This window comes from Citrobacter sp. Colony219 (genome assembly GCF_019382635.1).
GTDB lineage: Bacteria > Pseudomonadota > Gammaproteobacteria > Enterobacterales > Enterobacteriaceae > Citrobacter > Citrobacter youngae.
This window is the reverse complement of the sequence record NZ_CP080033.1, coordinates 436173-448627: the sequence shown is the minus strand read 5'-3', so window position 1 is coordinate 448627 and position 12455 is coordinate 436173. Positions and strand designations below refer to the sequence as shown.

Here is a 12455-nt window from a genome sequence, read left to right as displayed (position 1 = left end):
ATCTATTATCATGGCGGATGTTTTGTCAGCGGTGGGTTTGCTACGCATGATAACCAACTAAGGCAGCTCGCCTGGTTCAGCGGCTGTAGGGTCATTGCAGTACAGTACCGCCTTGCGCCAGAGCATACTTTCCCGGCAGCACATAACGACGCTGAAACCGGGGCCAATATCATCTGGAAATATGCCCAGAAACTGGGAGTCGATCGCGAGCGCATAACCCTTGCTGGCGACAGCGCGGGCGGGCACCTGGCGCTGGTCACCGCACTACGCCTGAAAGCGGCCAGGCAATGGCAACCTGCACAGCTTATGCTGATCTACCCGATGCTGGACGCAACCGCCAGGTTTGCGAGCTATGACCATAATGGACAGGATTACATTATCACTCGCGACACGCTGCTTTCGGGCTACGAAATGTATATGCCGAAAACCGATCCATTGCATCCCGAAGTCAGCCCACTCTGGCGTGAAGACTTCAACGGCTTGCCGCCCACGCACATCATTACCGCTGAATTTGACCCACTGTGCGATGAAGGAGAGGCCCTGTTTCACCAGCTCCAGAAGCAAGGTGTGGACTGCACCTGTCAGCGCTATCCCGGCGTTATCCACGGATTTTTTCAGTTAGGAGGCGTAAGCCAGACAGCGCGAAACGCAATGCGCGAGGTGGCCTGGCGTGTTAGAAGCCCATCAGCGGAGATAATTTCTTAATATTCAATGTTGTTTTCAACTTGAAAACATGATGGCATTGCGTTAGATTGTTTTCAGGTTGAAAACTATGTAATGGAACTACATCGTGCATGTTATCAGCCGAAAACCATTCAATGAGGGTATGCTCATGTATCCAAACCATGGGCTTGCTCTCTCTGAGTTGCTGAATGTTTTGGAGAAAAAAACATTCAATCACCCTGAAGAGATGAAACAGTATATTCCTTCTCTTGATAATTTTAAGTACAGGAATAAATGGTGGGTAATTGATGTTTCTGGTAACAACCTGAGACTCATTGCCTACATAGATTTCAGGTTACATAAGGTATTTGTGAAGCATATCGTTCTCCACGCCGAATATGACAAACTGACAGAATATTATCGGGGCCATAAAGAATGAGATCTCATCGTCATATGGACGCAGCCAGCGCAAAAAAGATCGTTGATACCTTCAGTTGTGCTGTAAAAACGATCCCTCTTTTGGGGGAAGAACGCAATGAAACGGAGTATCGAAGGGCACTAGCGCTAGTAGAGTTTCTGGTTGACCACGACGATCTTGAAAACCCACTATTTGAATTACTTAGTGCCCGAATCAGTGAATACGAAAAACATGCACCAGAATTCAGAGCGCTCAATCAACACCTGAAACAAATTCCCCCTGGCGTTTCCGTATTGCGTACGCTCATGGATCAGTACGGATTAAAAGCCACCGACCTCGCCAACGAGCTTGGTTCTAAATCGAACGTCAGCAACATCCTAAATGGCCGTAGAGCACTGACTGTAAGCCATATTAAAGCGCTTGCAGAACGCTTTAAACTTCCGGCAGATGCATTTATCGAGTAGAGGGTATCCCCCTACTCTTCCTCGTTACCGCCCTCTTCATATGCGCCAAACGGTTTTGCGGGTAGCACAATGTAAGTACCTTCAAACACGACGCCCGCCGTGTCATCGCCAAATACCCCGACCTGCATCTGCACGCGCGCCTTGCGGCCTCTTGCCAGACGATCAAGATCACCGCTCAGCGAGCCCAGATCGGCAATAGCAGTTGGTTTCCCGGTGATTGGCCTGCTGTATCGGATATGCGCGTCGGCGAGGATAATCGTTCCCCCCAGATGACGCTCACGCAGCATCAGCCAGATAAGTCCCCAGCCCGTTAGCGTCGCCAGTGAAAACAGGCTTCCGGCAAACAGCGTGTGGTGCGGATTCTGATTGCCCGTCTCGGGCATCGTGGTAATAAATTTCTGCCCGGTGTACTGCTGAATACGCACGCCCATTTTCTCACTCAATGGAATATGTTCGTACCAGGCTTGCTGTAGCTGTCCGCACCAGTCACCGCGATGGAGAATATCGTCCAGCGTCGCAATGGGCTTAATCATCAAAAAGTGGCGCACCGGCGTGGTTTGCGGTGTGGTGATTTCCCCCTGGCTCACAAAACCGAGCTTGGCGAAAAATTCGACCGCATCTTCACGGGCGCTACAGGTTACACGCTTTACCCCTTCCTGACGTGCCACAGACTCCAGAGTCATCGCCATCAGCGTGCCCAACCCTTTCTCTTGCACGGAGGGGTCTACGGCCATAAAACGTATGGAGGCTTCGTTATCCGCATTGATATACAAACGCCCTACCGCAACCAGATTCCCCTCTTCGTCCACCACCATCTGGTGATGCGCCATCGCGTCCCAGGCATCCCGTTCGGAGCCTTTTGGCTGGTGCAATGGTTTACGCAGCATCTCCCAGCGAAACTGGTAGTAGCGCTCCAATTCTTCTTCTGTTTGCGGTACTCGAAGGTGATACATAGTTGTATTCTCTCTTGTTACCCGCGGCCATACCGGTAGCTGGTTCATACTTGTAACCAGAACGTCACGGGGCCATCATTAACCAGCGAAACCTGCATATCAGCAGCGAATCGCCCGGTTTGCGTATTCATTTCCTGTTGGCGGCAACGCTCAACAAAGTACTCATACAGCGCTTCTGCCCGCTCGGGTGCTGCGCCTTTCGAAAACCCCGGGCGCATGCCGCGTTCGGTATCTGCCGCCAGCGTAAACTGTGAAACCACCAGCACGCTGCCGCCTGACTGCTGCACGTTGAGGTTCATTTTGCCTTCGGCATCGCTAAAGATTCGATAGCCGAGTACGCGCTCGCACAGGCGGTTCGCTTTCTGTTCGTCATCATCCCTTTCGACACCTAACAGGACCAAAAGTCCTGGGCCAATTTCACCCGTCACCTCGCCCTCCACGGTGACGCTGGCACGGGTTACGCGCTGAATTAATGCAATCATGGTTGCTCTGCTTCTTCTTGTTCTGCGGCTTGTTTAAGTTTGCGGTATTCCCCGAGAGTGACAGTTATTTCCGCGCCTAGCAAGACGATACACCACGTCCAGTAAACCCAGACGAATAAAATGGGGATCACCGCCAGGACGCCGTAAATGAGCTGATACGACGGGAACATCGTGATGTAGAGCGCAAATCCTTTCTTCCCGGCTTCGAACAACACGGCGGCCACAAAAGCGCCAATCACCGCATCACGATTAGGGACGCGCGTAGTCGGTACAATGCTGTAAAGCAGCCAGAACGAGAGCCAGGAAAGCACCAGCGGGAAAATACGCAGGACGTTATCAATCACCGTGTTGAGATCGCTGGCCCAGCGCAATGACAACAGATAAGAGCTGATCGCCAGACTGGCTCCCGCCAGCAGCGGCCCCAGCGTTAAAATCATCCAGTAGACGGCGAAAGAGTAAACTTTGGGACGCGTGCGCCTGCTGCGCCAGATAGTATTCAGCGCGTTATCAATGGCATACATCAGCAATAATGCTGTGACAATCAGCCCGCATGCCCCGACTGCCGTCATTTTGTTCGAATTGGCGACAAACTGTTCGATATAACGTTGAATGACGTCTCCCGTCGCCGGGATAAAGTTTGCGAAAATAAAATGACGTAGCTGGACACTGACGTCGGAAAACATCGGAAATGCGGCGAAAAGCGCAAATACGACGGCAATAAGCGGCACTAATGAGAGCAATGAAACGTAGGCAAGATTCCCTGCCAGCGTCGTCATGTTGTCCTCATCAATCCGCTGCCATAGTAGCTTCAACCAGTCTTGTACAGGACGCGTATGATGCCTGGCCTGTTGCCGAACATTTTTTAGCATAACAACGTCGCGAAATAGTCAGGAATCGTCTTTTTATCGACGACCTGGATACTGGTGATCCCTAACCGGTTAGCCCCTTCAATATTATCGGCGTTATCGTCAAAAAAGACCGTATCCTGCGCAGAAAAACCTTCAGACTGCAGGACGTGCTGGTAAATTCGCGCTTCCGGTTTACGCATGCCCAGGTCCTGGGAAAGATAAATATGGTCAGCAGCCTGACGGATCTCGGGGTATTCATCCGGCCAAAACGTGGTGTGCAGGCGGTTAGTATTTGATAACACAACGACACGATGCCCCTGCTCACGCAGCTTATGCATGATGTCGATAACCTCAGGGCGCAAGGCGACAAACACCGCCTGCCAGCCGTGAGAGAACTGCTCGTAACTTAGCGGCAGCGCCATCTCGTGACATAGCGCCTCGGCAAAGGCTTCATCCGTTATTTCGCCTCGCTCGTGCTGGTGAAAAGCCTCCCCCATGGTGAAACTTTGCTTTAGCGAAGCCAACGGTACACGACTTAGATCGCTCCATGTGCCCAACACGCGGTTGAAGTCGATATCGACAATCACATTACCCAAATCAAAGATATAGAGCATGCCCTTCTCCTTATTCGCCGTGGATGAATAACTGTAGCGGGAAAGGAGAAGTTTGACTATGCGAGAGTGATGGCTGCGAAGTTATCGGGCCATCATTGGGAAGAATTACACGGCCAGAGCATCATCCTGTGAAGGACTCACCTGCACAATTTCCACCTGCTGTGACTGGAGTAAATTGTGCAATGCCGGACCTGGGTATTCATCAGTAAACAGCGCAGTTACCTGCGACACATTACCAATTTCTACCGCGGCAGAAGCCGTATATTTCGTATGATCCGCTGCCAGCAGAATGTGTCTTGAATGGGACATCATCGTTTTCACTACGCTGGCCTCGTTAACATCAAACTCCAGCAGTGCGCCGTCACTTTCAATCGCGCCAACGCTGGTAACCAGGTAGTCGGCCCGAAAATCAGCCACAAATGCCGAAGCAGAAGGACCAATGATGCCGCTGTTGTGCGGGCGTAACGTTCCCCCCGGCACCATGACTTCAAAACGCGGATTGTTATACAGAATATGCGCCACGCGCAGGCTGTTGGTGATGATGCGCAAATGGTTATGGTTTAACAGCGCGCGGGCCACCTGCTCCACGGTGGTGCCTATGGTAATAAACACCGTCGAACCGTCAGGAATATAGTCAGCCACCGCCTCCGCGATGGCTTTCTTCTCTTCCGTCCACGAGACTTCACGCTGCTCAAACGCCGTATTCACCACGCTGGAGGCTCTGCCCGCCCCACCATGATGACGCGTAATTAATCCCTGCTCGCTGAGTTTACGAATATCACGACGCACGGTCTGCGTGGACACGTCCAGCAGGCTGGCCAGCTCGTCGATATTCATATAACCGCGCTCGCTAATCAGCATCAACAGCTGATCGTGCCGCGGGTTACCGGTCAGTTCGGTAAGACTCATGAAATTTCCTCGAAAAACCATTGCCCTGGCATTTTATACAAAAAGTGACAGAAAAGATCGGGTTTGATCACAGTCAGGGATTCCAGCCCTTCCTCCCGGACGCGTGCATTTTAGCGCAGCAACCCCACTGGCGAACCTGACCGCGTCTTCCGGGGCATCACCACCCGCCAGGCTGAATGCAAGCGCACCGTGGAAAACGTCTCCGGCCCCCGTAGTATCCACTACGTCGACTTTAAATCCAGATTGATGCTGCAACATATTATTTTTTATCCAGTCACAGCCCTCACTGCCACGCGTCACATAAACATGACCATTTGTGAGCGTTTGTGATTTTTTTAGTCCAACGACAGGATCGGTTATCCCGGTTAAACGCGCCAGACCCGGTTCAGAGAACGCCGCATGATCGCTCAACGCCACCAGCTCACTGATATCTTGTGGCGTGACGTCACCATCCAGTACCGTCATCACTCCCGCCCGACGCGCCAGCGTGAACGCCTGCCTGGCGCCTTCGTGCCAGCGAACATCCGCCAGAACCACATCCCACTGCGAAAAATCGATCTCGTTAAGCCAGTCAGCGTCATGCAGTAAGTCCGGGCTGGGGTAGTTAACGATAATACGCTCCCCTTGCGCATCCACCATAATCGCCGATTGTGAAGACTTTGCCCCCGCATAGCGCCGGGTGTAGCGGGTGTTTACCCCCAGGGATTCCAGCTCCGCCAGCAGGCTGTTTCCGGTGTCGTCATCGCCCACACGGCCAATAAAGTCCACCTGCGCGCCCAGCTTCGCTGCAGCCACTGCGGCCGTTGCAGCAGGCCCGCCGCCCACTTCGGTATAGCGCTTCGCCACATATTTACCTCCTTCAGTCGGTAAACCTTCTACGTAATAGATGCGATCCATCACGGTAATACCCACACAAGCAACACGAATCATGGTCATTCCTTAGGCGTTTCAAGATGGGATCATTTTAATTTCACAAAATGTTTAAAAAGTGACGGCTGTCAATTTTTTGACCATAAATTACAAATACGATCAAAAACAGACAAAAGCAAACGACCTTAAATGACAAAAAATGACATCCACGTCTCAGGAGAACGTTATGGCAGTTATAGCATTTATCGGATTAGGTCAGATGGGTTCACCCATGGCGAGCAACTTGCTGAAGCAGGGTCATCAACTCAGCGTCTTTGACGTTAACCCGGATGCCGTTCAGCGCCTGGTGGAAAAAGGAGCCCAACCTGCCAACAGCCCGGCTCAGGCAGCAAAAGGGGCAGAATTTGTTATCACAATGCTGCCAAACGGCGATCTGGTGCGCAGCGTACTGTTCGGTGAGCAGGGTATCTGCGAAAACCTCTCCCCGCAGGCATTAGTGATTGATATGTCGACTATTCACCCACTGCAAACCGACAAACTGATCGCCGATATGCGTGACAAAGGCTTCGACATGATGGATTGCCCGGTTGGACGTACCTCCGATCACGCTATCGCAGGAACGCTGTTGCTGCTGGCAGGTGGAACGGCACAGCAGGTAGAACGCGCCACACCGGTTCTGATGGCGATGGGTAATGAATTGATCAACGCAGGCGGTCCCGGTATGGGCATTCGCGTCAAGCTCATCAATAACTACATGAGCATCGCGTTAAACGCCCTGTCTGCCGAAGCCGCCGTGTTGTGCGAAGCGCTCGGCCTCTCCTTCGATGTGGCCTTGCAAGTCATGAGCGGCACTCCCGCCGGGAAAGGTCACTTCACTACATCATGGCCGAACAAAGTGCTGAAAGGCGATCTTTCCCCGGCCTTCATGATCGATTTAGCTCACAAGGATCTTGGCATCGCGCTGGACGTTGCCAACCAACTACATGTGCCGATGCCGCTCGGCGCCGCATCCCGCGAAGTCTATAACCAGGCACGCGCCGCTGGCCGTGGCCGGGAAGACTGGACGGCCATTCTTGAACAGGTTCGCGCATCCGCCGGGCTAAATAAACACACAGATAAGTAAGGACTGAACAATGACGAAGTACACCCTGAAAGATATCACCCGAGCTTCCGGCGGTTTTGCCATGCTGGCAGTCGATCAGCGCGAAGCCATGCGCTTAATGTTTGCCGCAGCAGGCGCAAAATCCCCGGTCAATGACAGCGTGCTGACCGATTTCAAAGTCAATGCGGCAAAAATCCTGTCCCCCTATGCCTCCGCCATTCTGGTCGATCAGCAGTTCTGCTACCGCCAGGTTGTAGAGCAAAACGCGGTAGCCAAAAGCTGCGCCATGATTGTGGCCGCTGATGAGTTTATTCCGGGTAACGGAATTCCGGTCGATAGCGTAGTGATTGATAAAAAAATCAACCCGCAGGCTGTGAAGCAAGATGGTGCCAAGGCTCTCAAACTGCTGGTGCTGTGGCGTAGCGATGAAGATGCCCAACAGCGTCTGGACATGGTGAAAGAATTCAATGAGCTATGCCATTCCAATGGGCTGCTGAGCATCATCGAGCCGGTTGTTCGCCCACCGCGTCGTGGCGATAAGTTCGATCGCGAACAGGCCATCATCGATGCCGCAAAAGAGCTGGGCGATAGCGGTGCCGATCTCTACAAGGTCGAAATGCCGCTGTACGGCAAAGGAACCCAACAGGAATTGCTTAGCGCCTCTCAGCGCCTGAATGAAAACATCAACATACCGTGGGTCATTCTCTCCTCTGGTGTGGATGAAAAACTGTTCCCACGCGCGGTCAGCGTAGCAATGACCGCAGGCGCATCCGGCTTCCTGGCCGGGCGTGCGGTCTGGTCATCCGTTGTGGGCCTGCCGGATACCGAACTGATGTTGCGTGATGTTTCCGCACCGAAGTTGCAGCGTCTGGGCGATATCGTCGACGAAATGATGGCCCGCCGCTAATAGAGGATCAAAGCATGAAATGGTTTAACACCCTAAGCCACAACCGCTGGCTGGAACAAGAAACCGATCGCATCTTTAACTTTGGTAAGAACGCGGCGGTGCCCACCGGGTTTGGTTGGTTAGGAAACAGTGGTCAGGTCAGAGCGGATATGGGAACACATCTGTGGATCACCGCCCGCATGCTGCACGTCTATTCCGTTGCCGCCTCCATGGGTCGCCCAGGTGCATATCAACTCGTCGACCACGGCATTAAGGCGCTGAACGGCGCGCTACGCGACACACGCTACGGCGGTTGGTACGCCTGCGTCAATGACGAAGGCGTGATGGATGCCTCCAAGCAGGGCTATCAGCATTTCTTCGTTTTACTTGGCGCGGCAAGCGCGGTCACTACCGGTCATCCACAGGCCAGAAAATTGCTGGATGACGCCATCGAGGTGATTGAGAAGTACTTCTGGAGCGAAGACGAACAAATGTGCCTGGAGTCCTGGGACGAAGCCTTCAGCCAGACAGAAGATTATCGCGGCGGCAACGCTAACATGCACGCGGTCGAAGCTTTCCTGATCGTGTATGACGTGACTCATGACCGTAAATGGCTCGATCGCGCACTGCGTATCGCTTCGGTGATTATTCACGATGTGGCCCGTAGCGGGGAGTACCGCGTCAATGAACACTTCGATTCACAGTGGAATCCAATCCGCGATTACAACAAGGACAACCCAGCTCACCGTTTTCGCGCCTACGGTGGCACGCCGGGTCACTGGATCGAGTGGGGCCGCCTGATGCTGCATCTACATGCCGCGCTGGAAGCTCGCTTCGAAACGCCGCCTGCCTGGCTGCTGGAAGATGCAAAAGGACTTTTCCACGCCACTATCCGCGACGCCTGGGCACCGGACGGCGCAGACGGTTTTGTCTATTCGGTGGATTGGGACGGCAAACCGATCGTTCGCGAAAGAGTGCGTTGGCCGATAGTCGAAGCGATGGGCACCGCCTACGCCCTGTACACCCTCACAGGCGACAGCCAGTACGAAGCCTGGTACCAGAAATGGTGGGATTACTGCATCACCTACCTGATGGATTACGAGACCGGTTCATGGTGGCAGGAGCTGGACACCGATAACAAGGTGACCACCAAAGTCTGGGACGGCAAGCAGGACATTTATCACCTGCTGCACTGCCTGGTGATCCCGCGTCTGCCGCTGGCTCCGGGCCTTGCTCCGGCTGTTGCCGCCGGTCTGCTGGATATCAACGCTAAATAAGTAACAAGGTGGGCTGCCATGCATAGCGGTGGAAAAACCATTCATCTTCAGGCCGGACACTATCAGGCGAAAATCGTCACGGTTGGCGCTGGGCTAGCGGAATTGACGCACCGTGGGCGTCATATCGTTATTCCCCACAAACCGGAAGAAATGCCGCTGGCACACTTGGGGAAAGTGTTAATCCCCTGGCCAAACCGCGTTGTAGACGGCAGCTATCACTATAACGGCAAGGATTACCAGCTTGCCGTTAACGACTCAGTTTCACATACCGCCATTCATGGGTTACTGGCCTGGCGGGACTGGCAGATTACCCAGCAGTCGGCATCGGAAGTGTCGCTGACGATTTTTCTGCCGCCTTCTTATGGTTATCCCTTTGCGCTGGTTTCAGAGGTGATTTACCGACTGGAGGCAACCCGTGGACTGCACGTTTTTATCCGCACACAGAATGTGGGTGACGAAATCGCGCCGTATGGCGCGGGAGCACATCCCTACTTGACCTGCAATCTGCAACCCATTGATGACTGTGAATTAACACTCCCGGTGAGTGAAGAAACATGTGATGAACGATATTTCACCACGCCGCAACGCATTGCGCAGACCGCTATCGATCATACGTTCAGGACTCTGCCACCTGACGCTGAGTGGGAAGTCAGGATGACCAGCCCATCGCAAAACATGTCCACTTTTTTACGCAGCCACCAGCCCTGGTTGCAAGTGTATACCGGCGAAAAATTAGCACGGCGTGGCCTGGCGGTTGAACCGATGACCTGCCCGCCAGACGCCTTTAACTCCGGAATTAGCCTGATTCATCTCGCGCCCGGAGAACAACATCAGATGCATTTTTTAATCGGCAGTGAATAACAGATTTCCGACAAATTACCGAATTACCCTATTTTTACGGAGACAATAATGAATTCGCTACAACAACGGTCAACCGCCTTAGAACTCACATCATTACCTGATGGATTTGCTTTAACGTACCACCAGCGCCTGATTTTACGCCACAGCACAGAAAACCCCTGCCTGTGGATCGGCGCTGGTGTTGCCGACATTGACATGTTTCGCGGCAACTTCAGCATTAAAGACAAGCTCAATGAGAAAATTGCCCTGACCGACGCCACGGTCAGCGAGTCGCCTGACGGCTGGCGGGTGCATTTCAGCCGCGGTGAGACCATCAACGCCACGCTGCATATTTCTACCGATGAACAAGGTCGCCTGAAGCTGGATCTGCACAACGGCGATCTCAACCATAACCGCATTTGGCTGCGACTGGCCGCTAATCCAGACGATCATATCTACGGCTGCGGCGAACAGTTCTCTTACTTCGACTTACGCGGTAAACCTTTCCCGCTGTGGACCAGCGAACAGGGCGTGGGCCGAAACAAAAACAGCTATGTCACCTGGCAAGCCGACTGTAAAGAGAACGCCGGCGGCGACTACTACTGGACCTTCTTCCCGCAACCGACCTTCGTCAGCACGCAGAAGTACTACTGCCACGTTGATAACAGTTGCTATATGAATTTCGACTTCAGCGCGCCGGAGTATCACGAACTGGCGCTGTGGGAGGACAAAACCACCCTGCGTTTTGAATGCGCTGATACCTACATCTCTCTGCTGGAAAAATTGACTGCACTGTTAGGACGCCAGCCGGAGCTGCCGGACTGGATCTACGATGGCGTCACGCTCGGTATTCAGGGCGGTACTGAGGTTTGCCAGAGCAAACTGGACACCATGCGTAACGCAGGCGTGAAAGTAAACGGCATCTGGGCGCAGGACTGGTCTGGCATCCGTATGACCTCCTTTGGCAAGCGCGTGATGTGGAACTGGAAATGGAACAGCGACAATTATCCGCAGTTGGATAGCCGTATTAAGCAGTGGAAAGAAGAAGGCGTGCAGTTCCTCTCCTACATCAACCCGTATGTTGCCAGCGATAAAGATCTCTGTGCCGAAGCGGCCAAACACGGTTATCTGGCGAAAGATGCATCCGGCGGCGATTACCTCGTAGAGTTTGGCGAGTTTTACGGCGGCGTGGTCGATCTGACCAACCCGGAAGCCTACGACTGGTTCAAAGAGGTCATCAAGAAAAACATGATCGAACTGGGCTGCGGCGGCTGGATGGCGGATTTTGGCGAATACCTGCCGACAGATACGTATCTGCACAACGGCGTCAGCGCCGAGATCATGCACAACGCCTGGCCCGCACTGTGGGCGAAATGTAACTACGAAGCGCTACAGGAGACCGGCAAACTCGGCGAGATCCTGTTCTTTATGCGTGCGGGTTACACCGGTAGCCAGAAATACTCCACCATGATGTGGGCGGGCGATCAGAACGTGGACTGGAGCCTTGACGACGGTCTGGCTTCCGTCGTTCCCGCGGCGCTGTCGCTGGCGATGACCGGTCACGGTCTGCACCACAGCGATATCGGCGGCTACACCACCCTGTTTGACATGAAACGCAGCAAAGAACTGCTGCTGCGCTGGTGTGACTTCAGCGCCTTCACGCCGATGATGCGCACCCACGAAGGTAACCGCCCAGGCGATAACTGGCAGTTTGATGGTGATGCTGAAACCATCGCCCACTTTGCACGAATGACCACCGTGTTTACCACCCTGAAACCGTATCTCAAACAGGCCGTCGCGCAAAACAGCGCTACCGGTCTGCCGGTGATGCGCCCGCTGTTCCTGCATTACGAAGACGATGCGCGGACCTATACCCTGAAATATCAGTATCTGCTGGGACAAGATCTGCTGGTTGCGCCGGTTCACGAACAAGGCAAGTCCGACTGGACCCTGTATCTGCCGGAAGATAGCTGGATAAATGTCTGGACCGGGGAAACTTACCAGGGCGGTGAAATTACCGTGGATGCGCCTATTGGCAAGCCTCCGGTGTTTTATCGCGCGAAGAGTGAATGGGCGTCACTGTTTGCCACTTTACGCAACATCTAATACGGCTCGCCCGCGGGGAAACT

Annotated in this window: 14 protein-coding genes; 8 read left to right on the top strand and 6 right to left on the bottom strand. The window is 53.4% G+C overall.

Annotated features, from left to right (window positions below):
• The 3 genes from JTI85_RS02000 to JTI85_RS01990 all read left to right on the top strand — a co-directional run.
• On the top strand, positions 1-705 hold a 705-nt coding region (locus JTI85_RS02000), incomplete at its 5' end, for an alpha/beta hydrolase (RefSeq protein WP_255575029.1).
• Positions 706-790: 85 nt separating this feature from the next.
• A complete protein-coding gene (locus JTI85_RS01995; protein ID WP_048214029.1) occupies positions 791-1102 on the top strand; it encodes a type II toxin-antitoxin system HigB family toxin in 312 nt (103 codons plus the stop codon).
• Positions 1099-1545 (top strand): type II toxin-antitoxin system HigA family antitoxin, encoded by a 447-nt coding sequence (locus JTI85_RS01990; protein ID WP_048214030.1) that lies wholly within the window; start codon positions 1099-1101, stop codon positions 1543-1545. The genes JTI85_RS01995 and JTI85_RS01990 overlap by 4 nt, the downstream gene beginning before the upstream one ends.
• A gap of 11 nt (positions 1546-1556) precedes the next feature.
• On the opposite strand, the gene fabY is transcribed toward JTI85_RS01990, so the two are convergent.
• The 6 genes from fabY to JTI85_RS01960 form a co-directional block, all read right to left on the bottom strand.
• Positions 1557-2498, bottom strand: a complete 942-nt coding sequence (gene fabY, locus JTI85_RS01985; protein ID WP_048214031.1) for a fatty acid biosynthesis protein FabY — start codon at positions 2496-2498, stop codon at positions 1557-1559.
• Positions 2499-2542: 44 nt separating this feature from the next.
• Entirely contained in the window at positions 2543-2980 is a 438-nt protein-coding gene (gene dtd, locus JTI85_RS01980; RefSeq protein WP_003028671.1) for a D-aminoacyl-tRNA deacylase, read from the bottom strand.
• On the bottom strand, positions 2977-3849 hold the full coding sequence (locus tag JTI85_RS01975) for a virulence factor BrkB family protein (RefSeq protein WP_219352036.1): 873 nt from the start codon (positions 3847-3849) through the stop codon (positions 2977-2979). The genes dtd and JTI85_RS01975 overlap by 4 nt, the downstream gene beginning before the upstream one ends.
• Positions 3843-4442, bottom strand: a complete 600-nt coding sequence (gene yihX, locus JTI85_RS01970; protein ID WP_101741977.1) for a glucose-1-phosphatase — start codon at positions 4440-4442, stop codon at positions 3843-3845. The genes JTI85_RS01975 and yihX overlap by 7 nt, the downstream gene beginning before the upstream one ends.
• 105 nt (positions 4443-4547) lie before the next feature.
• Positions 4548-5351 carry a DeoR/GlpR family DNA-binding transcription regulator gene (locus JTI85_RS01965; RefSeq protein WP_003847907.1) on the bottom strand — a complete coding sequence of 268 codons (804 nt, stop codon included), beginning with the start codon at positions 5349-5351 and terminating at the stop codon, positions 4548-4550.
• Positions 5352-5384: 33 nt separating this feature from the next.
• Complete coding sequence (locus JTI85_RS01960; protein ID WP_199954835.1) at positions 5385-6281, bottom strand: sugar kinase; 897 nt, start codon at positions 6279-6281, stop codon at positions 5385-5387.
• A 166-nt stretch (positions 6282-6447) separates the two neighbouring features.
• On the opposite strand from JTI85_RS01960, the gene yihU reads away from it, so the two are divergent.
• The 5 genes from yihU to JTI85_RS01935 are packed head-to-tail and all read left to right on the top strand — an operon-like array spanning position 6448 to position 12432.
• Positions 6448-7344 carry a sulfolactaldehyde 3-reductase gene (yihU, locus tag JTI85_RS01955; protein WP_115601214.1) on the top strand — a complete coding sequence of 299 codons (897 nt, stop codon included), beginning with the start codon at positions 6448-6450 and terminating at the stop codon, positions 7342-7344.
• Positions 7345-7354: 10 nt separating this feature from the next.
• Positions 7355-8230: a sulfofructosephosphate aldolase gene (gene yihT / locus JTI85_RS01950; protein WP_219352035.1), complete on the top strand. Its 876-nt coding sequence runs from the start codon at positions 7355-7357 to the stop codon at positions 8228-8230.
• 14 nt (positions 8231-8244) lie between these two features.
• Positions 8245-9486 (top strand): sulfoquinovose isomerase, encoded by a 1242-nt coding sequence (gene yihS / locus JTI85_RS01945; RefSeq protein WP_003028654.1) that lies wholly within the window; start codon positions 8245-8247, stop codon positions 9484-9486.
• A gap of 18 nt (positions 9487-9504) precedes the next feature.
• The gene (locus JTI85_RS01940) at positions 9505-10347 is read left to right on the top strand and encodes an aldose-1-epimerase (RefSeq protein ID WP_219352034.1); all 843 of its coding nucleotides are present in this window, start codon (positions 9505-9507) and stop codon (positions 10345-10347) included.
• Between the two features lie 48 nt (positions 10348-10395).
• Positions 10396-12432, top strand: a complete 2037-nt coding sequence (locus JTI85_RS01935; RefSeq protein ID WP_219352033.1) for an alpha-glucosidase — start codon at positions 10396-10398, stop codon at positions 12430-12432.
• The last annotated feature ends 23 nt before the right edge of the window (positions 12433-12455 follow it).